Below are 26162 nucleotides of genomic sequence, written 5' to 3' on the forward strand. Positions count from 1 at the left end.
GGGCTCCTCAGTCCAGCTGGCCGCATACCGCGGCCAGCAGCCCCTCGAAATCCTCCGAGCACGGGCCGCACGCGCGCAGGTGCGCGGCGATGCCCGGGTAGCGCTGCTCGGCCCCGGCTTCCTGCGCCACCAGCTCGACGTAGACGTGGAGCATGGCCATCGCCTTGTCGCACCCCACGTCCTGTGGGTCGGTGTGCAGGAAGCGGTCCAGTTCCGCCCAGCCGTTCATGAGCGCCTCGACAGGTCACTGTCCACATAACCGTTCGCGACGAGCGCGGCCCGCAGCTTACGCCTGGCCTCGAACATCGTCTTGTAAATCGCGTTCCGGTTAGAGCCGAGCTGGAGGACCAAGGCGTCCAGCGGAACACCGTTGAGCACGATCGCGACGAAGATCCGGCGCTGCCGTTCGGTCAACTTCTCCTGCACGGCCCGGCGTAGTGCGGCGAGCAGATCGCGCCACTCCGACTCCCTGGCCGGGTCGAAGCCGAACCGATCCGGCAGACGCTCCCAGTCAGCACCTTCGAACGGCACAGCGGGGCAACGTCGCCAGAAATGCCGCCCGACCTTCACCGACACCTCAAGGATCACGAACTTGTAGGCCCAGGTCGTGAACCGGCTCTCACCGCGGAACTCACCGATCTTGGAGGTGATGGCCAACAGCGCGTCGGCCGCGGCCTGATACGCCAGATCGTCCAGTTCAGGGCCGGTGACGCGCAGCTGAACACCGCGCCTTCGCACCTCGTTCCTGGCGATCCGCAGGAGCAGTCCATGCAGCCGCCCCACGGCTGCCTCCTGCTCTGCCCCACCGCAGGTGAGCACCCGCAGCCACTCACCCGACTCGGCATCGAGGCAGGCACGGGTGGCCGAGATCTCATCCACGGCGCGCTCCGGCGTCACCCATATCTTTCATGCTAGCCACCACCCGCGAGCGAAGAATTCGCAGGTAAGACCCTGCGCGGCGGCGATGCCAACAAGACATGACCAACTCACTGGGCGGCAGGACCGCATCGAAGCCGCGAACATCTGCATCCCATCGAACAGCCAAGGGCAGGTGCCCGCACCGTCCCCAGTGTCCGGCGGCGACCGCCCGCAACCGGGCAGCGGCCCGTGTCGTGGCGCTCCACCCCGAACAGGGCTGGAGCCTGCTGTGTAACGGTGTCGTCGTCTTCGACGACACCGGCGAACTACTCCCCGACCGCCGCGTCGTCGACCACGGAGCCGCCCTCATGGCAACAGCCCTGAACGCCGCTGCGGCTCAATGAGGGCCCCGTCGGGAAGGAGAACCTGAGATGCGCCAGATCCATGTCAAGGTCCGGCGGCGGCGCCGGGAGCCCACCGCCGACCTTGACCTGCGCACGCCGTCAGGCCGCACGCTTCCGTACTGAGCCGAAGCGCGGGCCTCCGATCGATTGTCCCTGAACGATCAAGCTCCATGGCGAGAGGAATCATCATGGCAAACGTGTCAAATATTTCGGCATCACTGGAAAGAGCCGGCGGCCGGATTGCAGTAGCCGGTCGATTGGTGAGCCGATATGGACTAGTCGTTGTCCTGGCGTGGATCGGTGCGGGAAAATACGTCAAAATGGAAAGCCGAGTGCTGATCGAACACAGCCCCCTACTGGGCTGGCTGTACGACTTCCTGAGTTATAGGACGGTCGCGAATGCACTGGGAAGCATGGAGATTATCGCCGCAGTGTTCATCGCTGTTCACCTGCTCTGGCCCAGGGTCTCTGCCATAGGCAGCGCTCTCGCGGTCATGCTGTTCCTGGGAACGCTGAGCTTCCTATTCACCACCCCAGGGGTCGTCGACACCTTCGCCGACGGGTTCCCCGTACTATCGGCTCAACCTGGGCAGTTCCTCCTCAAGGACCTCGTGTTGATCGGCGTGGCGCTATGGACCCTGGGCGACTCACTCGAGGCCGCCCGAACGAAACGCGTGAATAACACCCCACCAAACGGCCAGGTTGCGCGCCACACCACGGCCGAAAGATCGTGAGTGCCGGGTGTACCGCGATAGTGCTTCGCCCATGGGCGGTCGGCGCCCTGACGGGCTTTCCTCGCTCGGATTTTCGAATCACCAAGCGGAATGCGAATACGGATCGCTACTGTGCGTACATGCATGGTTGCACGTCGTCCGGTCGTGTCGCATGAGCCGTAAGCTTGCGTTGGCCGCAGGTCAGATGGCCCGGACCGCGACCGCCCGCGTGCTGCTGCGCAGCGGAGTGGATGAGAAGACCGGAGAAGTGGTCACGGCCCGGGTGGTGGCCGAGCGGGTGGGCTGGGTCGCGGACCTGGTCGCTGGGATGGCCACCGGTCTGCTGGCCGAGTACTGGAACGTCGATGATGTAGCGAGGCTGGCCTCCGGGGTTGATGATGCGGGCCGTGTGTTGCCGTCGAATGCGTGGATGGCGTTGCGCCGGTTGGGTTGGGGCGTGACCGCGCCTGAGGGGGTGCGGGTCAATGATCGGATCGTGCGGATGGCGCAAGAACAGGCCGGGCGGATCCTGCGTGGTGCGCATCACCGCGCCGAGATGGTCGCCGGGATCCTGGCGACCTGGCCCGCCGATCCGGACAGGCGCACGCTGACCGAATGGGACGCCGTCCGCGAGGCGATCCCCGACGCCCGATCCCTGCCCAGCAGTGTGATCAAGGCACGCACCAGACAGATCACCGCCTTTCTCAACGAGAATGCACGGCTTCCGGTCGATGTGTTCGACCTGGAAGACCCGCCGAACGCGGCGCGGATGCTGGTGCTGGCCGCAGTGGACCGCCAGCAGGCCACCCTGGAACGCGCCGACGACGACCCGGCCAGGGCGTTGCTGCGGCTGCAGCTGCCCGTCCGCCCGGATCCGCGTTCGTATGCCGACTGGACCTGGGTGGCTTGCCCGATCACCCTGCCGCCGACCGTCCCGCCGGATGCGGTGCTGCACCTGCCCACTCTCCGCCCCACCACCGGGCCGCGCGGCGATAGGACGCACGCGGACCTGGCGTTCTCCCACCCCGTCCCCAAAACCCAACGCAAGGGCCACACGACGGCGCTGGGGGTCGACTGGGGTCTGAACACCCTGCTGTCGGCAGGCGCGGTGCACCGTCAGGACGATGGGCGTATCACCGCGCTCGGGGCGGGGCGATGTTCCGGGCCGGTGGGGTGATGGCCCGTCAGCACCGGCTGCGCCGTCACGGCGAACACCTGCATGCCAAAACCGATACCTACGCTCGCCTCATCGGCGGCCAGGAGGGCCATCACCTGGCCGCCAAGCACTCCGTGCTGACGGCCGAACGTCGGCATGTGGCCGATCGCCGGTCGGGGCTGAACGACGCGCTGGCCTGGTCCGCGGCGCGGTGGGTGGTGGATCAGGCGATCGCTGCGGGGGCGAGTGTGATCTATGTGGAGGATCTGCGGTCGATGGAGGCCAAGGGCATGGGCCGCACCCTCAACACCCGGCTATCCCAAGCGGTGCGGGGGCAGATCGTCGGTAACATGCGGCACTTGGCCGCCGAGGTCGGTATCGCCGTGGTCACCGTCCCGGCCCGCAACACTTCCAAGCACTGCCCGCACTGCTTGATGCCGCTGCGGCACTGTAAGGCGCCCGACCGGCCCACGACTCCTGGGTGGAAGTGGGCGATCTGCCCCAGCCCCGACTGCGGCTGGCAGGGCGACCGGGACCAGGGCGCCTGGCGGCGCATCGCCGCCCGTGGCCTGACGCACCAGCACAACACCACCGTTGACCGCGCCACCGGCCAGATGGCCATCCCCCGCGTGATCGACGTACTCGAAACGGGCACGGTCGTCACCCCGACCGCACCTGAGCAATATCAGGCCAGCGGGGGTGAGCGGTCCAAGACGGGGCCGACCCCGCGCCGATCCTCACGCCCCGTGCCCAGGCGACGCGGGGCACCCTCCATCCCCGGCCCTCAAAGGTCGGCGGGTCAGCGTCCGGAGGGACACGCTCACACGGACCGCAAGCTGCCTCGCGCGGCCTGCCGGTACCAGGGCGTGCGCACACCCGTGCACACGATCAGCTCAAACACCCCCACCACCCGTCGGAACCGGTCACGGCATCGGCCCAAGGGAGCGGCGCTGGGCGCAGGCTTCCACCTGCACGCCCACGCCACCCCACCACGGTGGGCAGATCCCCCAGTCACAACGCTCCAATCTGACTACGGATCCCTAAGCTGATCAGAGACGCTGGTACCGGCGGTCCCATGGCACGGCGTCGCAGGTCGGGCACGCTTGGGGATGTGAGCGAACTCGACCGAGCGGAGCTGGCCGGATTCCTGCGGCGCAGCCGCGCCCGGGTACGCCCGGCCGACGTCGGGCTGGAGGGCGGGCCGCGGCGGCGCACCCCCGGCCTGCGCCGGCAGGAGGTCGCGCAGCTGGCCGGCATGTCGGTGGACTACTACATCCGCCTGGAGCAGGGCCGGGGCCCGCGGCCGTCACGGCAGATCCTCGCCGCGATCGCCCGGGCGCTGCGCCTGTCCGACGACGAGCGCGATCACCTGTACCACCTGGGCGGGGAGGTGCCCGGCCCGCCGCCGGCGCCGGTCCGCGACGTACGGCCCGGGGTGCTGCACCTGCTGGACCGGCTCGACGACACCCCGGCGCTGGTGTTCGACGCCACCTACGAGGTCCCGGCATGGAACGCGATGGCGGCCGCCCTGCTGGGGGACTTCTCCCGCCTGCCGCCGGGCGAGCGCAACCTGATCTGGCGGTTCTTCACCGATCCGGAGGCCCGCGCCCGGCATGACGAGGACGGTGCGTGGCGGTTCACGCGGGAGTCGGTCGCCGACCTGCGCGCGGCGGCGGCCCGCTACCCCCACGACGCGGGCATCCGCCGCCTGGTCGGGCGGCTCCGCGCGGCCAGCCCGGAGTTCGGCGAACTGTGGGCCCGGCACGACGTCCAGGTCCGCCGCTCGGCGAGCAAACGGCTGCACCATCCCCTCGTCGGGTGGCTGGACCTGGACTACGAGGCGCTGCACGACCCGCACCGCGACCAGTGGACGATCTTCTACACGGCCGCGCCGGGCACCCCGTCACATGAGGCGCTGCACCTGCTGAGGGTGGTCGGCACCCAGGATCTCAGCGTCCGGGAGGCCTGAGGCCGCCGCGCGGAGCTCCCTCCCGCCTCATGGAGCCGTGTGGGCGCTGAACAGTGGCTCGGCGCCGTCCCCCGCGGGTTCGGAGGGCAGCGGGGCCATCGGCGCACGATCCTCGGTGCGCGCGTCGGCGCGCTGCTCGAACGCGAGCAGGTGCCGCTTGCGGTTCAGACCGCCGCCGTATCCGGTCAGGTCGCCGGAGGAACCGACGACGCGGTGGCAGGGCACGATGATCCCGACGGGGTTCTTGCCGTTGGCCAGCCCGACGGCGCGGGCGGCGGTGGGGCGGCCGATCCGCTCGGCGAGCTCGCCGTAGGAGACGGTCTCACCGAAGGGGATCTCGCACAGCTCCGCCCAGACGCGCCGCTGGAACGCCGTGCCGGTCAGGGCGAGTGGCAGGTCGAAGACCGTCCGCCGGCCGTCGAAGTACTCCTCCAGCTGCCGTACGGCCGCGCCGAACGGCGCGGGATCAAGCTCGCCGAAGGTGTGCTCCTCTGGCCGGTACCGCTGCCGGTCCATGTACAGGCCGGTCAGGACGCCGTCGGCCGCGACCAGGGTCAGCGGGCCGACGGGACTGTCCATCACCGTGTACGCCCGGTGCTGCATCAGTGCTCCTTCTCCAAGGTCAGGCGGGCAGCCGGTTGATCGCGTGCTGTCCGGTCGCCCACAGGTACTGCACCGCGTACGCGCGCCAGGGCCGCCAGGCCACAGCGTGCCGGGTGAGGGCCACGGGGGTGACGGGCAGGCCCAGCTCCCGTGCGGCGGTGCGCATGCCCAGGTCGGTGGGGACGAACGCGTCCGGGTCGCCGAGCGCCCGCATCGCGATCATCTCCACGGACCATGGTCCCAGGCCCGGCAGCGCCGACAGCAGCTCCCGCGCCCGCCCCCAGTCGCTTCCCGCGCCCAGGTCGATCTCGCCGCGGGCCAGCGCGCCGATCAGCGTGGTCAGTGTCGTACGGCGCGCCCGGGGGAACGCCAGCGTCTCGGGGTCCAGCGCTGCCAGGGCGTCCATGCCGGGAAACAGGTGGGTCAGGCCGCCTTCGGGGTCGTCGACGGTCTCGCCGTGGGCGGTGACGAGCCGGGCGGCGTGAGTACGGGCGGCCGCGGTCGACACCTGCTGGCCGAGGACGGCCCGTACGGCGAACTCGGCGGGGTCGACGGTGCGTGGCACCCGGCGGCCGGGGTCCTTGTCGACGTGCGAGGCCAGCAGCGGGTCGGCGCGCAGCAGGTCGTCGACGGCCACCGGGTCGGCGTCCAGGTCCAGCAGCCACCGGCAGCGGCTGATGGCGATGGACAGGTCCCGCAGGTCGGTCAGGTGCAGGCGGCAGGCGATGTGATCGGGAGCCGGCCGCAATGAGACGACCCCGTGGCCGTGGGGCAGGCGCAGGGTGCGCCGGTACGCGCCGTCGCGCCACTCCTCGACGCCGGGCACACCGGTCGCCGCCAGGTGCCCGAACAGGTTGTCGGGGCACAGCGGCGCGCGGAACGGCAGCCGCACCGACAGGGCGCCGGAGGCCGCGGCGGGGTGCCCGCGGGCGACCCGGTCGCGCAGCTCGGTCGGGGACATCGCGAACACCTGCCGCACGGTGTCGTTGAACGCCCGCACACTGGCGAACCCGGCAGCGAACGCGACGTCGCTCATCGGCAGGGAGCTGGTCTCGATCAGCAGCCGGGCCGTCTGGGCGCGCTGGGCGCGGGCGAGCGCGAGCGGACCGGCGCCGAGCTCGGCGCGCAGCTGGCGCTCGATCTGACGGGTGCTGTAACCGAGCCGGGCGGCCAGGCCCGGCACGCCCTCCCGGTCGATCACCCCGTCGGCGATCAGCCGCATCGCGCGGGCGACCAGGTCGGCGCGCTCGTTCCACTGCGGAGAGCCGGGGCTGGCGTCCGGGCGGCATCGCTTGCACGCCCGGAACCCGGCCTGCTGGGCCGCCGCGGCGCTGGGAAAGAACCGCATGTTCTCCGGCTTCGGCGGCACAACCGGGCAGCTGGGACGGCAGTAGATCCCCGTGGTGAGCACCGCGGTGAAGAACCATCCGTCGAACCGGGCGTCCTTGGACTGCACGGCGCGTACGCAGCGTTCCACGTCCTCATGCATACCGACAAGCATTGCCGGTGGCCACCGCGTTCTGCTAGCGAAAATCCGACATCATGCTGCGGGCCGCCCGGCGCCGGGCGGATCAGCACGACCACGGGCCTCCCCCGCGGCATTCGGCCCTGGTCATCGCGGCAGGACCGCCGCGTCGACGCGGCGCGTCACGGTCTTCAGCACGCGGCCGCCGCGATCATAGGCTCGCACGATCACCTCCTTCTCCTGCCCGGCCCCGGCCAGGGAGGCCCCGGTCCGGGCCGCCCGCCAGAGGAAGAACCCGTTCGACACCGCGGCGTCCTGGGCCCGCCCGCCGGGCAGGGTGACGGTCACCCGAGCGACGTCGGGGGTGACGCAACCGGCGAGGTGCTCCTCGATTCCCTCCGCGTAGGCCCGGCTCCGGCTCTGTTCCTTGGTGCTGAGCACGCCGCCGGCCTGATCTTCCAGGGAGATCGGCCCGGTGAAGGCGGGGAAGTGCCACCAGTTGACGGCGGTCTGCCCTGGGGTCCGATCGCTCGGGCTGGGGCGCCCGGACGTGTCGAGGTTGCATACGCGGTGCGCGACGGTGCTGCCGAGGAACACCGCCTGGCCCCGGGAGTCCCGGTAGGTGGCCAGGACCCGGAAGTCACGTACGTGGGTTCCCGGCCCGGTGCGCCCGTGATCGGCCGCGGCGCCGGGCGTCGGCCGGCGCGGCGGCGATGGAATGTTCGGGTCGCCGACCATGCACGCACGGACCATCGCGAGCTGGGCCGCCGTATTGGCGGGCAGCACGGCACGGCCGGTCGCGACCGGCCGTGGCCGCGCCGCCACGGGCGTGGCCCGGCCGTCTCCGGATGCGATCGGCATCAGCGCCACGGCGGCGACGCCGCCGACGGCCGCCACCGCTCCCACGCCGATCCGCGCGGCGCGCCGCCGGGACGCCCCGCGCAGAGCCTGTTCGGCGAGTCGTTCTGGCAGCCCTTCACCGGCCTCGGTGCGGTCGGCCATCCGCCGCAACGTGTCCTCGAGCATCTCGTTCTGGCGTACGGTCATCTCAACTCCTCATCGATCCGGCCGGGGGCGCCTCGACCAAGGCCGCGAAGTCGGGCACGAGTTCACGCAGCCGGGCCAGCGCGCGGCCGGTCTGGCTGCGGACGGTCCCGACCGAGCAGCCCATGATCCGCGCGACCTCCGCCTCGGGCAGGTCCTCGAAGTAGCGCAGGACGATCGCGGCCCGCCGTCGGGGCGGCAGGGCCAGCAGCGCGCGCTCGAGCGCGAGCCGCAGATCGACCTCCTCGCTCCGGTCGGCCACCACGGGCTCGGGCATGTCCGCGCTGACCGTCTCGCGCCTCCATCGCGGGCTGCGCCAGCGGCCCACCTGCTCGTGGTACATCGCCTTGCGCACGTAGGCCTCGGGGCTGTCGCGCACACTCCCCCAGCGGCCCGCCGTCTTGGTCAGGGCGCTCTGCAGCAGGTCCTCTGCCGCGTGCCGGTCGCCGGTCAGCACGTACGCCAGCCGCAGCAGGCTCGGCGTCCGCGCGGCGACGAACTCGGTGAACTGCCGACGCGCCTCAGCGTTCACGGGTCTCCTCTCGTCATGTACCCCCGTAGACGCGCGCCGGGCCCGCCGCTATGCCGGAAGCCGTCGGCGCGCCGGACCTCGGCACCGACGGCCTACCATCGGAGGATGTCGGCCACGGGGGAAAGACCACAGCCCGCTCTGCCCTGGACGGGTCGGCCGCGCCGCGCCGACCTGATCTGCTGGGCCGGGATCGCGCTGAGCGGCCTGTACGGCCTGGCGCTCATCCCGCTGCGGCCGCTGCTGATCGGCCGGAATCCGGTGCTGCTCGAGCTGCTGACCGGCAGCATGACCTCGATCGTCACCGCGGGGGCGTTCGCCCGGGTCGGGGAGGTGTCCCTGCCCTTGGCGGTCTTCGCCGCCGTGCCCGGCATGATCATGTTCGACCCGTTCTTCTGGTGGGCGGGACGGTTGTGGGGCCGGGGGATGCTCACGCTCGCGGCCGGGCGCGGCGCCCGGGGCGAGCGGCTGATCGCCCGCGCCGAACGCCTCGGTCACCGGCTCGGCTGGGTCGGCCTCGTCGTCGCCTACTACGTGCCCGTCCCGGCGGCGCTGCTGTTCGTCATCGCCGGATGGACGGGGATGCGCCTGGTGACGTTCGTGATCCTGGACGCGCTCGGCGCGCTGCTGTGGATCGGCATGCTCACCGGCCTGGGCTACTACCTCGGCCAGGACGCCGTCGACGTCGCCAAGACCATCTCCCGTTACGGCACGTGGGCCGCGATCGGCCTGGTCGTCGCGGTCCTGGCCGTACGGAGCATGCGCGGCCGCCGTGACGCCCGCGCCGAACCGGCCGCCGCAGAGGACACCGCAGAGGACACCGCAGAGGACACCACCGGGCCCGCCGACCGGCCCGAGGTCGCCTCGGACCGCTGACCCCTCAGCCCGGCGGGGGCGGGAGGGAGTCCAGGCCCGGGGCCGGCTCCGGCCACACCAGCAGCACACGGCAGGGCGCGTGGTCGACGACGAACCGTGTCGGCGGGGCCAGGCTGCGGGGCCCCAGCCGGTCGCGGGCGCCGTCGCGCGCGCAGATGAGCAGGTCGGCGTCCTCGGCGGCCCGTAGGACCTCGCGCTCGATCCGGCCGTGGCGGGCCTGCCGGGTCGCGGGACGGCCGAGCCGGGCGGTGGCCGCCTCCAGCAGGTCCGCAGCGGCGGCCTGCGACAGCGCCTCGAGCCGGGCGCCGGGATCGCGGTCGCGGCGACCCCGGCCGAGCAGACCCGCGAAGGCCTGGTGGGCGGCCGCGGCGATCTCGTCGCCGGTCACGTGCAGCAGTGTCAGGTCGGCGTCGGCCGGCGCCAGGTCGCGGGCCGCGTCGACGGCGGCCTCCCAGGTGCCCTCCGCGACCCAGATGATCACTTTCACGGTGGGTCAGCCTCCGATCGTCGCCAGCACGACCCACAGTGTCACGGTCGCGGCCGCCAGTGTGGCCGGTACGGTCAGCAGGCCGAGCCGGGTGAAGTCGCCCAGGCCGGGTTCGGCGTCGTGCTCGCGCAGGATCCGCCGCCACAGCAAGGTGGCCAGCGAACCGACGTAGGTCAGGTTCGGGCCGAGGTTCACCCCGATCAGCACCGCCAGCACCGGGCCGGGCCCGCCGGATGCCACCAGCGGAAGCATCGCCAGAACGGCGGGCAGGTTGTTGATCAGGTTGGCCAGCAGCGCGGCCAGCCCGGCCACCGCCAGCAACGCGGGCAGGCCCGACCCGTGCGGCAGCACCAGGTCCGCGCCTCGGTCCAGGCCGTTCACCACGACCGCCTTGACCACGATGCCCAGCGCGAGCACGAACAGGCAGAACAGCGGACCGGCGGCCACCACCAGCCCCCGCGCCGTGGTCCGCCGCTGCCGCAGCGCCCGTACCGCCAGCACCAGCGCGCCGCCGAGGGCCGCCCAGGCCGGGTTCACGCCCGTGAACGACGTCACCGCGAACCCCGCCAGCGTCAGCGCCAGCACCACGACCGTGAACACCGGCACCTGCGGCCGTCCGGCCGGCCGCGACCCTCCCGGCACGACGGCCAGGTCGCCCCGGAAGTACCACCGGAACGCCGCGTACTCCACGCCGATGACCGCCAGCCACGGCAGCGCCATCAGACCGGCGAACCGCGCGAACGACAGCCCGCTGGCCGCGAACGCCAGCAGGTTCGTCAGGTTCGACACCGGCAGCAGCAGGGACGCGGAGTTGGCCAGGTGGGTGCAGGCGTACACGTGCGGGCGGGGCCGCGCCCCGACCCGCGCGGCGGTCGCGAACACCACCGGGGTCAGCAGCACCACCGTCGCGTCCAGGCTCAGCACCGCCGTGATCAGCGACGCGACGGCGAACACCCCGGCCAGCAGCCGCACCGGCCGCCCGTGACAGGCGCGCGCCACCAGGTCCCCGGCCGCGGTGAACAGTCCCTCGTCGTCGCACAGCTGCGCCAGCGCCAGCACCGCGGCCAGGAACCCGACCACCGGGAGCAGGGTGCGGGTCTGCGCCCACGCCTGGGCGGGCGACACCGCGCCGGCGGCCACCAGGACACCGGCCGCCGGCACCGCCGCCACCGCCTCCGGCAGCCCGCGCGGACGGGCGACGGCGAACACCAGCACCGCCACCAGCAGCACGACGGAGACGATCTCGGCGACGACGGTGTGCAGCGCGGCCTCCCGGTAGCGAACGGTACGGTCCGCCGGGGAACCGCCTCCCGCCTGGATGTATCAGCATCTCACTGCCGTTGTCGCCGCGATTCCCCCGCCCCTGTGTCCACTAAGGTGGCGGCCCGTGACGAGTTTCCTGGACGACCTCTTCTCCCTCGACGACCGTGTCGCGGTGGTGACCGGCGGCAGCTCCGGCATCGGCCGGGCCATCGCCGTCGCCCTGGCCCGGGCCGGGGCACGAGTGGTCCTCATCGCCCGCCGCGAGGCCGAACTGCGGGAGACGACCGCCGAGCTGGAGTCCCACGGCCGCCCCGCCGCGTACGTCCCGGCCGACCTGGCCGACCGCGCTCAGGTGCACCGGGCCGCCGAGGAGGCCGCCAAGCCGTTCGGCGAGCCGGACATCCTCGTCAACTGCGCCGGGATCAACCTGCGGCCGCCGATGGACGACGTGGACGAGGACACCTGGGACCGGACGATGGCCGTCAACCTCGACGCCCCGCACCTGCTCGGCCGGCGGTTCGGCCCGGGCATGGCCCGCCGCGGCCACGGCCGCATCATCAACATCGCCTCCCAGCAGTCCTTCCGGGCCTTCAGCAACAGCGGCGCCTACGGCGCCTCCAAGGGCGGGCTGGTCGCGCTGACCCGGTCGCAGGCCGAGGCATGGTCGCCGCACGGCGTGTGCGTCAACGCGCTCGTGCCGGGCTTCGTGGTGACGCCGCTGGCCGCCCACATCCCCGCCGAACGCCAGGGCGCGATGGCCGAGCGCACCCTGATCGGCCGCAACGGCGAGCCCGCCGACTTCGCCGGCGCGGCCGTGTTCCTCGCGAGCGCCGCGTCGGCCTACGTCACCGGCCAGGCGATCTTCGTCGACGGCGGGTTCTCCGCCCATTGACCGGGCGGCGGCCTCCGTCCCCGGTGCTCTTCAGCTTCAGCGGCCGCGTCCGTCGAGCCAGGCGTGCAGCGCCCACCGCCGGCACAGCGCGCCCGCGAGGACTCCCCCGGCGGCACCGGATTCATCGAAGGACGTCGGCGCGGCCAGGCTCTCGCAGGTGGCGTTACTGGAAGAAGAGATGGCGGGTACGGTGCAGGTCGGGGCGGTCGGCGTACAGGCCGACAGCCCCCGCTACGTCGTCTTTGTGGACGGCGAGTACGCCATCGGCGATGGTCAGGGGTACCTGGCTCATGGTCAAGCCATCGAGTGACCAGTCGGCGAGACGCCTGCCGGTGCGGAGGTCGAACACGACGATCTGGTCGACCTCTCTCTGTGGGGTGTCGATCGCAGAGAGGCTGTAGACCCGTCCGTCGGCCACGGTGGCGTATGCGCGGTTGCCGGGGTCGCCTGGGACGTATCCGGCCGGATGGCCGGGGAAGGCGCTGCTCCACAGCCGTTCTCCGGTGTCCGCGTCACTCCCGCACATCCCTCGGCTCTTGCCGAGCGCACAGGCACTGAGCCGCATTCCATCGCTGAACGCGACCGTTACCTCACCTTTTGTGAGGTGGTGCCGGAGGACCTTGCCCGTCGCGGGATCGAGCAGATCGAATCCATCCTTGGCCGATACCGCGACGTGGCCCTGCCCGTCGTCCAGTACAGAGAAGTCGGAAGACTGTTCTTGTTGCCATCGCTGTTTCCCGGTCGCCAGGTCGACGCCGCGCACTACGTCGTCTGCCAGCCCACAGGCCATGGCGAGTGTTCCGCCGACCACCACCGTGGTCCTTTTCACCTTGTCGCAGCTGTGGGCGCTCGTCCACCGGGTTCGCCCCGTCACGGGATCGATCCCGGTCATATCTCCGCCGCTGCCGTAGTCGTCGAATATCACGAGCGTCCCCGTGCCGGACACGATGGCGTGCTCGTTGGGGAAGTAGCCGGGGGTGGGCCTGGACCAGCGGATCCGCCCAGTACGCACGTTGATCTTCACGAGGTCGTGTCGCCCGTCGACGTACACGTCGCCGGTTGTGCGATCCAATCCGATCGGCTGGGCATGTTTCTGCTTGTACTTCCAGTACGTCCTGCCGGTGGCGATACCGACGGCTCGCACGGCATCGCCCCGACCGCCGAAGAACTTGAGAGCTCCGTTGATCGCCACCCCGCCGTAGATCTGCATCCTTCCGGGCCCCTCCGGGGTCGTGGCCACCAGCTGCGGCACGCCCGCCGGCGCCTGCGTGGCCACCGGACGCGGAAACGGCCCGGACGGCCCCGACATGCCGTCGTCGAGCAGGTAGCGCACGCCCGTCGCAACCAGCACCAAGGCGGCCACGGCCACCGGGATGATCACCCGCGGACGCCGGAGCCACCAGCGCACCCTCGCCGTCCTTCCGCTCGGGCCCGGCACGGCGGCTTTCTCCCGCTTCTGGGATATCGAGTTGCCACCGGCCATTCAGGGCCTCCAGATCATGGACGACGGTTTCAAGCAGAAAACGGTAGTGATCATCCGCTCACGGGGCGCGGAAGGCTCCGCGGCCGGCGTTGTCCTGGCACTCGCGTTCCTGCGCGGCCGTCCACCCGAACATCGCGCGAAGGCTCTCGAACTCTCGGCCGAGGGTGGTGTTCGACACCGTGCGGGCGTCCGTGCTGACGGTGACGGGGACCCCCTGCCGCAAGAGCGTGTCGATGGGATGGGCGGCCGGCGTGGTCACCGCGCCGGTCTGCACGTTCGACGTCGGGCACATCTCCAGCACGATGTCGTCCGTGCGCAGCCGGCTCAGCAGCGCCGGGTCCTCCGCGCTGCGGACTCCATGGCCGATGCGCTGGGCGCCGAGCACGTCGAGCGCCTCCCACACGCTGTCGGCGCCGGCGGCCTCACCGGCATGGATCGTCACCGGAAGACCGGCGGCGTGGGCGGCGTCGAAGGCCTCCCGGTGCGGCGCTCCGGGCATCGTCTCGTCCCCGGCGAGGTCCAGCCCCGCGACGACATCGCGGCGGTCGAGTGCGAGACGGGCGACCTCGGCGCTGATCCGGGGCGGCTGGTGCCGCAGGCAGCACAGGATCAGGCTCGTGGTCACGCCCCATCTGCGGCTTCCCTCGACCAAGCCCTCGTCCACGGCGTCCAGGACCTCCTCGAGCCGCAGGCCGGCCCGCTGGTGCAGTTGTGGGGCGAAGCGCACCTCCCCGTGGCCGACGCCGTCGGCGGCCCAGTCCTCGACCAGTTCCACCGCCACCTGGTGCAGCGCCTCCGGCCGCTGCAGCACGTCGAGGGCGATATCGATGTACCCCAGGTACTCGGGCAACGTCCTGCACGAGGGCGGGGCCACCGCGAGTTTGTCCACCGGCCCCGGCAGCGTCAGATCCTGGGCCGCGGCCAGGCGGCGGATGGTCTCCGGCCGGACCGAGCCGTCCAGGTGGCAGTGCAGTTCGATTCGCCCGGTCATCGGGGTCCCCCTGCGCCGTGCACCAGGGTGTCCGCCATGCGCGGCCCTTTTGCGCAGGCCTCGAAGAGCATCTCCTTGAACGCCGCGGAATCGACGACGCGCACGAGATCCACGTTGCCGGCGGGCGCGTTCACCCGCCGATCGACGAGAAGAGCCCCGCGTGCCTCGTCCCCGACCGCCACTGTCGCGTGCACGCGCTCGATCACTCGCGCGATCTCCGGACGCAGGGCCACCGCCATCGCGATGGGATCGGGCAGGTCGTATCCCTTCAGGCCGGTCACCGTGGCCGCCCACTCCGCGACGCTCCGGTTGATCCGATGCGCGAAGTCGGCCCGGACGGTGCCCATCGCGAGCAGCCTGGCCTGATCGTCGGGATCCAGCACGGCATACCGCCGGGACACGTCCCAGCCGACGAAGGTGATGGGCCCGCCGGCGTCGAGCACGACGGCGGCGGCCTCCGGGTCCGCCCAAACGTTGAACTCGGCGACCGGGCTGACGTTCCCCTGAGCGTCGGAGGCCCCGGCCATGCTGTAGACGTGACGGAACCTGCGCAGGAGGTCACGGTCCCGCACCAGGGCCGCGGCGATGTTCGTCAGGGGTCCCAGCGTGACCAGCGTGAGCTCCCCGGGCCTGGAGCGGGCGAGTTCGAGGAGCCGCTCGACCGCGTGCGCGGACTGCGCGGACCGTGCCGGATCGGGCAGACCCACGTCTCCCATGCCGTCGGCGCCGTGGACGTGTTGCGCGGTCTCCGGCGGGCGGCGCAGGGGTCGCGCGCAGCCGGGATACACCGGTACGTCACCTCGGCCCGCCATGCCCAGAGTGATCAGCGCGTTGCGGGTCGCCACGTCGAGCGGCACGTTCCCGGCGACGGTCGTCACCGCTTCGATCTCCGTCATCGGCTCCGCGCACGCGAGGAGCAGGGCGACCGCGTCGTCCGATGCCGTATCCGTGTCGATCACCAGGCGAAGGGGGTCGGTGCCCCGGTCCGGTGTCCCGCCGTCGTCGTTCATCCGATCTCCGATCTAATCGATTAGATACCTTAGAGGAGCGAGAGGGTGACATGGAAGTGGGCGGTGGCGGATGCCGGCGCGGGATGCGACGCTGTGGCGTCGGATGGCCGAGTGCCGAGAGTCAGGGGGAACGTTGGGTGTCACGCTGGCGGACGTCGCCCGCCGCGCACAGACGTCGACGGCTGTGGTGAGTTACGTCATCAACAACGGCCCGCGCCCGGTGGCCGCGGCGACGCGCGAACGCGTCCTGCAGGCGATCGCGGAGCTCGGCTATCGCCCCGATCGGGTGGCGCGGGCGCTGCGCGCGAAGCGCAGCGGGGTGATCGGCGTCCTGCTGCCGGATACGGCCAACCCGTTCTTCGCGTCGCTGGGGCAGGCGATCGAGGCCGCCGCCTTCGACGCGGGGCGGCTCGTCGTCGTGGGCAACTCCGGCTTCGACCCCGACCGCGAGGAGGCGTACCTGCACGCCTTCCTCGATTCCCGGGTGGAGGGGCTGGTGGTCGTCAGCGCCCGGCACAGCCCGCGCGCCCTCGACGCCCTCGCCTCGGCACCGGTCCCGGCCGTGTACGTCCACCATGCGCCGCCGGACACCCTCTCGGCCGTGGTCCTGGCGGACAACGACGGCGGCGGACGGCTGGCGACCACGCACCTGCTCGACCACGGTCATGAGAACGTCGCCGTGCTCGCCGGCCCCGACGACGCCGGGCCGGTCGGCGCGCGGGTCGCCGGATGGCGGCGGGCACTGGCCGAACGCGGTGTCCCGGAGCACCGGCGGGTGCGATCCCGAAGCGCGTTCACCCGGGCCGGCGGCCACGCGAGCATGAGGAGACTCCTCGAGCACAAGGCCAGGCCGACCGCCGTCTTCGCCGCCACGGACGAACTCGCCGTCGGCGCTCTGCACGCCGTGGCCGAGGCCGGCCTGCGCGTGCCGGACGACATCGCGTTGGTGGGCTTCGACGGCGTACCGGAGACCGCGTTCACCAATCCATCGCTGACGACGATCGGCGTGCCGGCCGAGCGCATGGCGCGCTCCGCCATCGCCGGCCTCGACCGGGCATGGCAAGGTCACGAGAGGCCGGGCGGGGAGGAGATCCTCCCGGTCTCGCTGATCCAGCGTGCAAGCTGCGGTTGCGAATCCCCGACGTCGCGGTGACGGTCGCCGGCCCGGAACTCATTCGCGATGCGGATCCGGGCGAACGCCGAGCCACGTCCGCAGCGCCCAGTGCCAGCGGAGGGCGCCGGCCAGGGTCTCCGCCGGGGGCACCGGCTCGCCGAACGATGTCAGCGCGGCCAGGCGGTGCAGCCGGTGCTTGACGGTGTTCGGGTGGACGTGCAGCGCGGCGGCGGTCCGATCGGCGCGCCCGCCGTGCTCCAGGTACGTCAGGGCCGTCTCGGCCAGGAGCCGGTGGAACTCGTCCCCGGGGTCCAGGCCCGGAAGGCGCTCCCGGACGAGAATCTCACCGAGCTTGGGATGGGCGTCCAGGGCCATCGGGACCGCCAGCGCCGTTAGCTCCCACAGCCCGTCCAGCCCACGCCGTCGCGCCGACGCCAGCGCGGTACGGCACAGCCGGTACACCTCGGCCAGCTCGCCGGGTGAGACCGCCGGACCGGCCACCACCAGGATCGCGGCCTCGGCGGGCGGCCGCGTCGTCACCGCGCACAACCGGCCGTCCACCAGCCCCGACACGCCGTCCGGCAGGCCCAGCGCCGCCTCCGTACGGTGTGCCTCCCGTGGGTCGCCGACATCGGTGACCAGGCAGTAGTACCGCCGACGGGAGTCCAGGCCGGCGCCGGCGGCGGCCGACACCGGGCCGCCGGCGAGCAGGTCCCGCAGCGCCTGCACGCGGGCGGCGTGCGCGGAGTGCGCCAGGCTCAGCTCCGTCTCCCGGAACGCGTGGATGAGCCGGTTCTGCAGCCCGTTCGCGTACGCGTCGAGCTCCATGAGCTCCTCGATCAGCCCGTCGAGGGACACTCCCGCCGAACGGGCCTCGTTCAGCAGCCGCTTCAGGATGTACGAGCGCGCCGCCTGGAACCCGTCCAGCAGCGCCGCCAGCGAAACCCCCTGCAGCGCCCGGTCGGTGGCCAGCCGGTCGGCGACCCGCGCGTCGTCCTCGTTCAGCCCCGACTCGTCGATGAACGCCGCCGACACCACCGCCAGCAGCGCCGCGATGTGCCGCCGGACCTCCTGCACCGGCAGCACCGCGATCGGCGGGGACTCGGCGCGGGCGGCCTCGACGACGGCTTCGAGGGTTCCCGGATCGGCGCGCATCTTCTCCATGAGACGGCGGAGGACGGCGCGATCCGTCATGTTCGTCTCCTGGCACTGGGCGTCACGGGAGCTCCTCCCGTGACGCCCAGTGTGGACCGGATCAGCCCGCAGGGGTCAGGGCCGCGATGGCCTCCGGGGCGGCCTGGCCGATCCGCTCCCGCTGGGGGAAGACGCCGACGGGGACGCGGGCGACCTCTGTCGCCGTCGCGTAGTCGACGACCGACACGGCGTTCGCCTTGCTCAGGGAGACGAAGCAGCGCGTTCCGTCGACGCTGCTGGTCCCCCAGTACGGCAGGCTGTCCGTCGAATAATTGACGATGCCCTTGGTGGACAGGTCCGCGGTGTTGACGATCGCGGTGTAGTCGTCGATCGTGCCCACGTCGCACAGCTTCGAGCCGTCCCCGGACAGCGCCAGGCCGTGGTGCGCGGAGTTCTGCGGGTAGTCGTCCGGCTTGAGCGCCTTGCCGTGGTCGCTGTACGGCATGGTGACCGTCGCCACGATCTTCGACTGCGCCAGGTCGTACTTGATGAAGCCGTTGAGGTAGGACTGCTGGGCGTAGAAGGTGTTGCCGTCCGGCGCGATGAGGTTCGGCCGGATCCCGTGCGGGAGCTTCCAGGTCTTGACCACATTGAGGGTGGAGGCGTCGACCTTCGTCAGCTGGAAGGTGCCCTTGAGCCCCTCGAGCGCCTGCGACAGCGACGTCACCCCGATGCTGGAGTTGTAGATGTACTTGCCGTCGGCGGTGTAGTCGTTCTGGTGCGGGTAGGTGCCGGTGGCGAACTTCCCGACGACCGCTCCGGTCGCGGTGTCCAGCACCTCGGCGACCTGCGCGGTCGTCGCCGAGATCACGTACTTCTTGCCGTCCGGGGACAGCGCCGCGTGGTCGGCGTGGAAGCCGTCCAGCCGGGTGTGCCACAGCTGCCGCTTCGCCACCAGGTCGTACGCCGCCGCGTCGTCGAGGTTGCCGCGCGAGACGTACAGCGTCCTGCCGTCCGGGGACAGCTGCACGTCGTCGACGAACCGGTCGCCGCCCTCGATCTGCTTGACCGTCTCGTACCCGGCCCGCTGGATCGGGTCCATCTCGTCGAGCCGCTGCTGCAGGTCGCCGATGACGTCGAACGTCCCGAGGTTCTGGTACGTGCGCCCGTCGATGAAGCTGACGCTGCCGGATTGGCTGTTGCCGACCAACAACACGTCCCGCAGCCCGGCGGCACCGGCCGGGCTCACCGGAACGGACAGCACCGCGGCCGTCGCCGCGCAGATCATCAGGGCCCTGAGTCTCCTGCCGGACATCGCGTCTCCTCACCGATCGCCGCCGTCAGCACGGCACCGCGTCAAGTCTCCGTACGGCGTGCGCCGCCGCACAGATCACCGGCGCCAACGTCGTGCGGCTCCGCTGTCGCCCATCGACAACCGCCCGGCCGTACGCGGAGGCGTCATCGGCCGCGCTGTCAGTCGTCCGGGCCGGCGAGGCGTGTCAGGCTTCCTTCGCGGGTTCGTGGTGGGTGCGGCCGGTCAGTGCGGCCGCGGTCATGGTCAGGTGCCGGGCCAGTACCTCGGCCGCGGTGTCGGCGTCACGGGCCAGCGCCGCCTCCTCGAGCCGGCGGTGTTCGTCGGCGCCGTCGCGGTCGGGATCGCGGTGCGCCGACCAGCGGCGAGCCAGCTCGCTCGCGGTCCACATCCGGTCGAAGGTCTCGAGCAGGACGGGGTTGCCGCAGCCCTCCAGCAGGGTGCGGTGGAAGACCCGGTGGGCTTCGGACCAGGCGCCGCTGTAGTACTCGCCCTCCTCCGGCACGTACGCCGGGGTGCGGGCCAGGCGGTGGTGGGCGCCTCGTACGCGGGCCTCCCAGTCGACGTCGCCGCGCTCGATGGACATGCGCAGCACGACCGGCTCGATGGTCCGGCGGGCCTCCGCGATCTCCTGCCAGCGGCGGTCGGAGAAGGCCGGGACGGCGAAGCCGCGGTTGGGCAGCCGGTCGGCGAGGCCCTCGCCGACCACCCGCACGAGCGCCTCACGCACGACGGCCAGGCTCACGCCCTGTTCCTTGGCGAGGTCCTGCGGTTTGAGGGCGTCACCGGGGGCGTAGTCCCCGCGCATGATCATGTCCCGCAGGTGTGCGTAGACCTGCTCGGAGAGCATTTGCTTCCCCGACGAGGTCGAGGTGTGGGCCGTCTGGGTCATGCCGACAGCATAGACGATCGAGTAGATAATCGATTATCCGTGTTATGGTCGATCTGACGGTCGATGAAAGACGACGGCGGTTGCCTCTCCGCGACGCGGCGGGCCCTCCGCCGGCCGCATCACCGTCACCCCACAGCACGGCCCGAAAGGAACAACGACGCGATGAGCGCCAACGACCCCTTCGCCCGCCTCCCCGAGGCGGCCTCCTTCACCGTTACCAGCACCACCGTCACCGACGGCGCCGCCTGGTCGCCCGAGCAGTTCTCCTCCGGCGTCCCCGGCGGGAAGGACGTCTCCCCGCAGCTGTCCTGGAGCGGCGCCCCGGAAGGCACCAGGAGCTACGCCGTCACCGTCTACGACCCCGACGCCCCCACCGGGTCCGGGTTCTGGCACTGGGCGGTCGCCGACGTCCCCGCCACCGTCACCGAACTGCCCGAGGGCGCCGGCGACGACACCGGCTCGGGCCTGCCCGAGGGTGCCTTCCAGCTGCCCAACGACGCCCGCGTGGCCCGCTTCATCGGCGCCGCCCCGCCGGCCGGGCACGGCCCGCACCGCTACTTCATCGTGGTGCACGCCCTCGACGCCGAGTCCATCGGCGTTCCCGCCGACGCCACCCCGGCCTTCCTCGGCTTCACCATGGCCGGCCACATCCTCGGCCGCGCGATCCTGACCGCAACCGCCGAAACCCCCGCCTGACGAACGGCATGTCCGGACTCATCGACACCACGGAGATGTACCTCCGCACCGTCCTGGAGCTCGAGGAGGAAGGCGTGGTCCCCATGCGCGCCCGCATCGCCGAGCGTCTGAACCAGAGCGGCCCCACGGTCAGCCAGACCGTCGCCCGTATGGAGCGCGACGGTCTGCTGCGCGTCGCCGGCGACCGGCACATCTGGAGCTGACGGAAGAGGGCCGGCGGATCGCCACGCGCGTCATGCGCAAACACCGGCTCGCGGAGTGCCTGCTCGTCGACGTGATCGGGCTGGAGTGGGAGCAGGTCCACGCCGAAGCCTGCCGCTGGGAGCACGTGATGAGCGAGGCCGTCGAACGCCGCGTCCTGGAGCTGCTGCGGCACCCGAGGGAGTCGCCCTACGGCAACCCGATCCCGGGCCTGGAGGAGCTCGGCGGGACGAGCGCCGTGGATCCGTTCCTCGACGAGAGCATGGTCAGCCTCAGCGACCTGAAGCTCGGGCCTAACGGCGCGAGCGCGGTCGTACGGCGCATCGGGGAGCCGATCCAGACCGACCCCCGGCTGATGTACACCCTGCGGCACGCCGGGGTGCAGGCCGGCGCGTTCGTGAGCGTGACGTCGTCGCCCGGCGGCGTGCTGGTCGGCAGCGGCGGGGAGGCCGCCGAGCTCCCCACGCGGACCGCCGCGCACGTCTTCGTGGCCAAGCGCTGAGCCCGGCCAGGGCGCCTGCACCCATGCAGGCACGAGGATGGCCCTCGACCACGATCGCGGTCGAGGGCCATCCTCGTTGCGGCACTGGAGCGTCCGGGCATCTCGGGTACGAGCGATCTCCGCTTCCGCTCTGCGGATCCTCCGCCGGCACCCTCGGTCGTCGAGCCGTCAGGCAGGTGGCCAGCTTCGCAAGGCCATGTCGGCCACCTGCCGGAGGTCGTCGCCGGCGAGGGATCCTTGGACGCCGAACTCCTGGACTCGACGCCATGGTCGCGGGAGACACGGCCCTCACCAAGTCACAGTTCGCCGCGGGTGTCCCACTGGGCCGGATCGGGCGCCCGGACGAGGTCGCCAACGTGGTGGCCTTCCTCGCTACCGAGCAGAGCAGCTTCCTCCTCGGAGCCAACCTGTACGTCGACGGCGGTGAGAACCGGATCTGACCTGCGGGCGACACGCCATCACGAGCGGCGGGGGCCGTTCAGCGCGGAATCACCCAGCCCGGTGCCCAGGTCCCGGCGGCGCCGTGGCCGGCCGCTGCGGCGGAGAGGTGGGCGCGGAGGGTGGCCAGCGCTGGATGGGGGTTGTCGCGGTGCCACAGGAGCGAGTGCGGGTAGACGGGCGTGGGGCCGGTCACCGGGATGCGGCGCAGGCCGTGGTCGGCGGGCCAGATGAGGCGGGTCTGCTCGCCCATGAAGGTGGCCAGGGCCGGGGTGTCGGCGATGGTGTCGAGGAGCGCGTCGGAGCCGAAGTTGGGGCCGGTCGCCTCGATGGTGAGGCCGAACTCGGCGACGAGATCGTCGTAGTAGGCGGCCCACTCGGTACCGGGGACGAGGCCGGGAATCCAGATCCGCTGCCCGGCGAGCTGAGCGAGGGTCACCGACCGGGCGCCGGCCAGCGCGTGGGCGGGGCCGGTGAGGAGCTGGAGTGGTTCGTCGAGCACCCGGACGGATTCGATGTCCTCGGGAAGGGGCCGGCCGGGCACGGCGACGGCGCGGAAGGACGCGTCGATCATCCCGGACCGGATGTCGGCGACGGCCGTCTCGATGTCGAACAGCATCACCACGTCGAGCTCGATCTCGGGGTACGCGCGGTGGAAGCCGCGCATCAGGCCCGACGCCGCGGTGCGCGAGGCGATCACGTCGACGCGCAGCGGACGGCTGCCCGGGCGCACGGACGCGACCGCGCGCTCGGCGACGCGCAGCAGCTCGCGCGCGTGGGGCAGGAACGCCTGCCCATCGATGGTGAGCTCGGCGCCGCGGGGGGCGCGCGTGAACAGCCGCACGCCGAGGTTGCGCTCCAGCGCGGCGATGCGCTTGGAGACGGCCTGCGGGGTGACCGCCAGCTCGGCGGCGGCCTCCTGGAACTGGCCCGCTTCTGCGATGGCGACGAAGGTACGTACTGCTTCGAGATCCACGCCGATCGACCTTAGTGAACAACGGATGGTTGTGAATCGCCGGCAGTGCGGTTGTTTGACCTGCTGTTGTGCTGCTCGCTTAGCTCTCACTGGTCAACGTCGGTTTGTTCGGGTGGGACATCAAGGGGCGCGCTGAGCATGGTGGGCAGGAGACCGTTGGGTCGGCAGTTCGGCTGGCTGTGGGCGGCCTATGCGGTGAGCGCCTATGGGTCTGGGCTGGGGTTCGGGGCATTCCCGCTGATCGCCGTGCTGGTGTTGCATGCCGGCCCCGCTGAGGTGTCCGCGCTGTCCGCGATGGGGCCTGCGGTGGGCGCGCTGATCGCGGTGCCACTCGCGCCGTGGGTGGAGTTTCGGCGCAAGCGCCCGGTCATGATCGCGATGGACCTGACCCGGTTTGCGGTCATGGCGACGATCCCGGTCGCCTACGCCGTCGGTTGGCTCAGTTTCGTCCAGCTGCTCGTGATCTCGGCCGTGGTCGCCGCAGCCAAGATCGCCTTCAACGCGGCCAGCGGCGCCTACCTCAAGACCCTCGTCCGGCCGGATGACCTGCTCGTGGCCAACGCGCGGTTCGAGTCCACGAACTGGAGCTCCATCGCGGTCGGGCCACCGCTGGGCGGAGCGGCGATCGGCCTGTTCGGGCCGGTCACCACCGTGGTAGCCGACGCGCTCAGCTACCTGTTCTCCGCGCTGGGCATCACCGCGATTCAGGGCCGAGAAGAAGCGCCGCAGGCAACCGGCAAAAGCCTGGTCCGGGCGGGCGCATTGCTCGACGGCTGGCGACACATCCTGGGCGATCCGGGTTTGCGGGCGCTCTACCTCAACAACATGCTCGTCGGCGGTCTGATCATGGCCACCGAGCCGCTGCTGGCCGTGCTCCTGCTTCGCCAGCTCGGGTTCCCGCCCTGGCAGTACGGCCTCGCCTTCGCCGCCCCCTGCGTCGGCGGACTCATCGGCTCCCGGCTGGCCCGCCGTGTCGTGGCCCGCTACGGCCAGCACGGGGTCTTCCGGACGGTCGGTACCCTGCGCGCCATCTGGCTGATCGGCCTGGCCTTCGTCCGTCCCGGCGTCGTCGGTCTCGTCACCGTGATAGCCGTCGAGCTGGCGATCATCATCAGCATGAGCCTGTACACCCCGGTGCTCGCCACCTACCGGCTCGAACACACCCCCAGGCATCTCGTCGCCCGAACCCTGTCGGCCTGGTCGATCGGCCAGCAGGCGTCCATCGCCGTCTTCACCGCGCTCGCCGGGCTGCTCGCCGACGTCACCAGCCCACGCACCGCTCTCACGGTCGCGGGACTGCTCATCCTGGCCACCCCGCTCCTGCTTCCCCGACACGGCCAGACGTCGCAGCACGAGCCGGAACCGGCCCGCAGCCACCAGCCGTGACCGGCGCTGTCCGTGGTTTGCTGGGGCCATGATCGCCATGACACCGATATCTGGCGTTGTAGCCGTGCCTGCCGGGGGCCGGCGGCTCAGCACGGCCCGAGGCCGTCTTTTCGCCTGCCGGCGCGGCGCGTCATGACCGGGCGCCGGGGCGCCCTGGCCTCCAAAGCAATCGCCGTACGGACGGCCCCGCCGTTCGACGCCGAGCTGGGCGCCGCTTTGACGGCCCTGGGCGATCTGTCGGGGGAACGGCTCACTCCTGAGAATCTCGCAGCCCAGCGCCAACGAGACGCCGCGAGCCGGCCCCTCCCCACCGCGGCCGAGCTGCGGGCCGACGGCCGCTTCGCCGTCGAGGAGCTGAGCGTGCCTGGTGCCGAGGGAGGTCCGGACGTCACGCTCGTGTACGCCCGTCCCGCCGACGCCGCCCGGCCGCTGCCGGTGCTGTACTACATGCACGGCGGCGGGATGATCACGGGCAACGCCTGGTCCGTCCTGCCGAAGATTCTCCGCGATTGGTCCGCCCCGCTTGGCCTGGCCGTCGTGTCCGTGGAGTACCGGCTGGCGCCGGAGACGCCCTATCCGGGGCCGCTGGAAGACTGCCACGCGGGACTTCTGTGGACCGTCGGCCACGCGGACGAACTCGGCATCGACGGCGAACGCGTGATCATCGGGGGCAAGAGCGCCGGCGGCGGGCTCGCCGCGGCCCTGGCCCTGCTCAACCGGGACCGGGGCGACGGACCGACACCCATCGGGCAGCTCCTGCAGTGCCCGATGCTCGACGACCGCCTCGACACCCCCTCCGCCCACCAGATGGCGGGCATCGGCCTATGGGACAGGTCCTCGGCCGCCGTCGCCTGGCAGGCCTACCTGGGCGACCAGTACGGCGCTCCGGACCTGCCGCCCTACGCCGCCCCCGCCCGCGCCACCGACCTGAGCGGGCTGCCGCCCACCTACATCGACGTCGGCTCGGCGGAGACCTTCCGAGACGAGAACGTCGCCTACGCTCACGCGATCTGGCGTGCCGGCGGCGATGCCGAGTTCCACGTCTGGCCCGGCGCCTTTCACGGCTTCGACTCGGTCGCCCCCACCGCGGCCCTCACTCGCGAAGCCCGCCACGCCCGAACCCAGTGGCTGAGCCGCATACTCGGGCACTCCCGTCGAGAATGACGCGCTGAGCCACCCTTTTTCTCCCACGCGTGCTCGTACATGACCGGAAGGTCAGGTCTCCATGGCCCCCCGCGCCGTGCCCGCGGGAACGGGAGCGCCGGCCGCGTGGTCCGGGGCGTTCCTGATCGCCTCCAGGCGGGTCTTGTGCTCACACCCCCAGTCGCCGAGCGGCCGCAGGGCCTCGATGAGGGTGGTGCCGAACGCGGTGAGGGAGTACTCCACTTTCGGCGGCACCACGTTGTGCACCTCGCGGTGCACCACCTCGTCGCGTTCGAGCTCGCGCAGGTGCTGGATCAGCATCTTCTCGCTCACCCCGTCCAGCGAGCGCTTGAGCTCACCGAACCGCTTCGGGCCGCCGCTCAGCGTCCACAGGATGAGCACCTTCCACTTGCCGCCGACCACGTCGATGGCGGCGTCCAGCCCGCCGACGAACGTCTGGCACCTGCGCCCTGACATGCGAACACACCTCCAGGTAAGTACCTGACTTTTAGGTAGGTACTTGCCGCATCGTAACCGTCGCGCCGAAGATCGTCACGTGACGGACCGCGTCACCGCGCCCGGCCGCGGGTGCGGGCGGACGTCGCGTGCGGCGCGCTCCCCTGCC

The 26162-nt window shown here is 71.6% G+C and carries 27 protein-coding genes and 2 pseudogenes; 13 read left to right on the forward strand and 16 right to left on the reverse strand.

Going from position 1 to position 26162, the window contains the following annotated elements:
- Positions 1-7 precede the first annotated feature (7 nt).
- Entirely contained in the window at positions 8-229 is a 222-nt protein-coding gene (locus ABEA24_RS06895; protein ID WP_345429814.1) for a hypothetical protein, read from the reverse strand.
- Complete coding sequence (locus tag ABEA24_RS06900) at positions 226-879, reverse strand: sigma-70 family RNA polymerase sigma factor (RefSeq protein WP_345429815.1); 654 nt, start codon at positions 877-879, stop codon at positions 226-228. The genes ABEA24_RS06895 and ABEA24_RS06900 overlap by 4 nt, the downstream gene beginning before the upstream one ends.
- A 173-nt stretch (positions 880-1052) precedes the next feature.
- On the opposite strand from ABEA24_RS06900, the pseudogene ABEA24_RS06905 reads away from it, so the two are divergent.
- The 5 genes and pseudogenes from ABEA24_RS06905 to ABEA24_RS06925 all read left to right on the forward strand — a co-directional run.
- Positions 1053-1262 (forward strand): annotated as a pseudogene (locus ABEA24_RS06905) (DUF5999 family protein); the annotation flags it as partial.
- A gap of 170 nt (positions 1263-1432) precedes the next feature.
- A complete protein-coding gene (locus ABEA24_RS06910) occupies positions 1433-1996 on the forward strand; it encodes a YkgB family protein (protein WP_345429816.1) in 564 nt (187 codons plus the stop codon).
- A 184-nt stretch (positions 1997-2180) separates the two neighbouring features.
- A complete protein-coding gene (locus ABEA24_RS06915; RefSeq protein WP_345429817.1) occupies positions 2181-3152 on the forward strand; it encodes a hypothetical protein in 972 nt (323 codons plus the stop codon).
- A complete protein-coding gene (locus ABEA24_RS06920) occupies positions 3152-4180 on the forward strand; it encodes a zinc ribbon domain-containing protein (protein WP_345429818.1) in 1029 nt (342 codons plus the stop codon). Before ABEA24_RS06915 ends, ABEA24_RS06920 begins: the two co-directional genes overlap by 1 nt.
- A gap of 62 nt (positions 4181-4242) precedes the next feature.
- Positions 4243-5100 (forward strand): helix-turn-helix transcriptional regulator, encoded by an 858-nt coding sequence (locus ABEA24_RS06925; RefSeq protein ID WP_345429819.1) that lies wholly within the window; start codon positions 4243-4245, stop codon positions 5098-5100.
- 27 nt (positions 5101-5127) lie between these two features.
- On the opposite strand, the gene ABEA24_RS06930 is transcribed toward ABEA24_RS06925, so the two are convergent.
- The 4 genes from ABEA24_RS06930 to ABEA24_RS06945 form a co-directional block, all read right to left on the reverse strand.
- A complete protein-coding gene (locus ABEA24_RS06930; protein WP_345429820.1) occupies positions 5128-5703 on the reverse strand; it encodes a methylated-DNA--[protein]-cysteine S-methyltransferase in 576 nt (191 codons plus the stop codon).
- 19 nt (positions 5704-5722) lie between these two features.
- The gene (locus tag ABEA24_RS06935) at positions 5723-7192 is read right to left on the reverse strand and encodes an AlkA N-terminal domain-containing protein (protein ID WP_345429821.1); all 1470 of its coding nucleotides are present in this window, start codon (positions 7190-7192) and stop codon (positions 5723-5725) included.
- A 123-nt stretch (positions 7193-7315) separates the two neighbouring features.
- Positions 7316-8215 (reverse strand): hypothetical protein, encoded by a 900-nt coding sequence (locus tag ABEA24_RS06940; protein ID WP_345429822.1) that lies wholly within the window; start codon positions 8213-8215, stop codon positions 7316-7318.
- Between the two features lies 1 nt (position 8216).
- Entirely contained in the window at positions 8217-8744 is a 528-nt protein-coding gene (locus ABEA24_RS06945; RefSeq protein WP_345429823.1) for a SigE family RNA polymerase sigma factor, read from the reverse strand.
- Positions 8745-8849: 105 nt separating this feature from the next.
- On the opposite strand from ABEA24_RS06945, the gene ABEA24_RS06950 reads away from it, so the two are divergent.
- Positions 8850-9617 (forward strand): DedA family protein, encoded by a 768-nt coding sequence (locus ABEA24_RS06950; RefSeq protein ID WP_345429824.1) that lies wholly within the window; start codon positions 8850-8852, stop codon positions 9615-9617.
- Positions 9618-9621: 4 nt separating this feature from the next.
- Here the strand turns inward: ABEA24_RS06950 and ABEA24_RS06955 are convergent, their stop codons facing one another.
- Entirely contained in the window at positions 9622-10104 is a 483-nt protein-coding gene (locus tag ABEA24_RS06955; RefSeq protein ID WP_345429825.1) for a universal stress protein, read from the reverse strand.
- A 6-nt stretch (positions 10105-10110) separates the two neighbouring features.
- Positions 10111-11334, reverse strand: a complete 1224-nt coding sequence (locus ABEA24_RS06960; protein WP_345429826.1) for an SLC13 family permease — start codon at positions 11332-11334, stop codon at positions 10111-10113.
- A 157-nt stretch (positions 11335-11491) separates the two neighbouring features.
- On the opposite strand from ABEA24_RS06960, the gene ABEA24_RS06965 reads away from it, so the two are divergent.
- Entirely contained in the window at positions 11492-12259 is a 768-nt protein-coding gene (locus tag ABEA24_RS06965; RefSeq protein WP_345429827.1) for an SDR family NAD(P)-dependent oxidoreductase, read from the forward strand.
- A 163-nt stretch (positions 12260-12422) separates the two neighbouring features.
- Here the strand turns inward: ABEA24_RS06965 and ABEA24_RS06970 are convergent, their stop codons facing one another.
- From ABEA24_RS06970 to ABEA24_RS06980, 3 genes are all read right to left on the reverse strand, one after another.
- Entirely contained in the window at positions 12423-13667 is a 1245-nt protein-coding gene (locus tag ABEA24_RS06970; protein WP_345429828.1) for an outer membrane protein assembly factor BamB family protein, read from the reverse strand.
- A gap of 133 nt (positions 13668-13800) precedes the next feature.
- Positions 13801-14733 (reverse strand): adenosine deaminase, encoded by a 933-nt coding sequence (add, locus tag ABEA24_RS06975; protein ID WP_345429829.1) that lies wholly within the window; start codon positions 14731-14733, stop codon positions 13801-13803.
- Positions 14730-15743 (reverse strand): nucleoside hydrolase, encoded by a 1014-nt coding sequence (locus ABEA24_RS06980; protein ID WP_345429830.1) that lies wholly within the window; start codon positions 15741-15743, stop codon positions 14730-14732. The genes add and ABEA24_RS06980 overlap by 4 nt, the downstream gene beginning before the upstream one ends.
- A gap of 133 nt (positions 15744-15876) precedes the next feature.
- Here ABEA24_RS06980 and ABEA24_RS06985 point away from each other — a divergent pair, with 133 nt between their 5' ends.
- Positions 15877-16896 carry a LacI family DNA-binding transcriptional regulator gene (locus ABEA24_RS06985; RefSeq protein WP_345429831.1) on the forward strand — a complete coding sequence of 340 codons (1020 nt, stop codon included), beginning with the start codon at positions 15877-15879 and terminating at the stop codon, positions 16894-16896.
- Between the two features lie 18 nt (positions 16897-16914).
- Here ABEA24_RS06985 and ABEA24_RS06990 read toward each other — a convergent pair whose 3' ends face one another.
- The 3 genes from ABEA24_RS06990 to ABEA24_RS07000 all read right to left on the reverse strand — a co-directional run bounded on the left by ABEA24_RS06990 (position 16915) and on the right by ABEA24_RS07000 (position 20195).
- Positions 16915-18051, reverse strand: a complete 1137-nt coding sequence (locus tag ABEA24_RS06990) for a PucR family transcriptional regulator (protein WP_345429832.1) — start codon at positions 18049-18051, stop codon at positions 16915-16917.
- Between the two features lie 61 nt (positions 18052-18112).
- Complete coding sequence (locus tag ABEA24_RS06995; protein WP_345429833.1) at positions 18113-19306, reverse strand: YncE family protein; 1194 nt, start codon at positions 19304-19306, stop codon at positions 18113-18115.
- A 184-nt stretch (positions 19307-19490) separates the two neighbouring features.
- On the reverse strand, positions 19491-20195 hold the full coding sequence (locus ABEA24_RS07000) for a GntR family transcriptional regulator (RefSeq protein ID WP_345429834.1): 705 nt from the start codon (positions 20193-20195) through the stop codon (positions 19491-19493).
- 162 nt (positions 20196-20357) lie between these two features.
- On the opposite strand from ABEA24_RS07000, the gene ABEA24_RS07005 reads away from it, so the two are divergent.
- The 3 genes and pseudogenes from ABEA24_RS07005 to ABEA24_RS07015 all read left to right on the forward strand — a co-directional run bounded on the left by ABEA24_RS07005 (position 20358) and on the right by ABEA24_RS07015 (position 22034).
- Positions 20358-20891: a YbhB/YbcL family Raf kinase inhibitor-like protein gene (locus ABEA24_RS07005; RefSeq protein WP_345429835.1), complete on the forward strand. Its 534-nt coding sequence runs from the start codon at positions 20358-20360 to the stop codon at positions 20889-20891.
- An 8-nt stretch (positions 20892-20899) separates the two neighbouring features.
- Positions 20900-21594, forward strand: a pseudogene (locus tag ABEA24_RS07010) (iron-dependent transcriptional repressor DtxR).
- A 266-nt stretch (positions 21595-21860) separates the two neighbouring features.
- On the forward strand, positions 21861-22034 hold the full coding sequence (locus ABEA24_RS07015; RefSeq protein ID WP_345429836.1) for an SDR family oxidoreductase: 174 nt from the start codon (positions 21861-21863) through the stop codon (positions 22032-22034).
- A gap of 38 nt (positions 22035-22072) precedes the next feature.
- Here ABEA24_RS07015 and ABEA24_RS07020 read toward each other — a convergent pair whose 3' ends face one another.
- Complete coding sequence (locus ABEA24_RS07020; RefSeq protein ID WP_425551165.1) at positions 22073-23014, reverse strand: LysR family transcriptional regulator; 942 nt, start codon at positions 23012-23014, stop codon at positions 22073-22075.
- Between the two features lie 150 nt (positions 23015-23164).
- On the opposite strand from ABEA24_RS07020, the gene ABEA24_RS07025 reads away from it, so the two are divergent.
- Both ABEA24_RS07025 and ABEA24_RS07030 read left to right on the forward strand, forming a co-directional pair.
- Positions 23165-24394 (forward strand): MFS transporter, encoded by a 1230-nt coding sequence (locus tag ABEA24_RS07025; protein ID WP_345429838.1) that lies wholly within the window; start codon positions 23165-23167, stop codon positions 24392-24394.
- A gap of 132 nt (positions 24395-24526) precedes the next feature.
- A complete protein-coding gene (locus ABEA24_RS07030) occupies positions 24527-25558 on the forward strand; it encodes an alpha/beta hydrolase (RefSeq protein ID WP_345429839.1) in 1032 nt (343 codons plus the stop codon).
- 51 nt (positions 25559-25609) lie between these two features.
- Here ABEA24_RS07030 and ABEA24_RS07035 read toward each other — a convergent pair whose 3' ends face one another.
- Positions 25610-26014, reverse strand: a complete 405-nt coding sequence (locus ABEA24_RS07035; protein WP_345429840.1) for a winged helix-turn-helix transcriptional regulator — start codon at positions 26012-26014, stop codon at positions 25610-25612.
- Between the last annotated feature and the right edge of the window lie 148 nt (positions 26015-26162).

The sequence above is a fragment of the Actinoallomurus vinaceus genome (assembly GCF_039542055.1).
In the GTDB taxonomy this organism is placed as follows: Bacteria; Actinomycetota; Actinomycetes; order Streptosporangiales; family Streptosporangiaceae; genus Actinoallomurus; species Actinoallomurus vinaceus.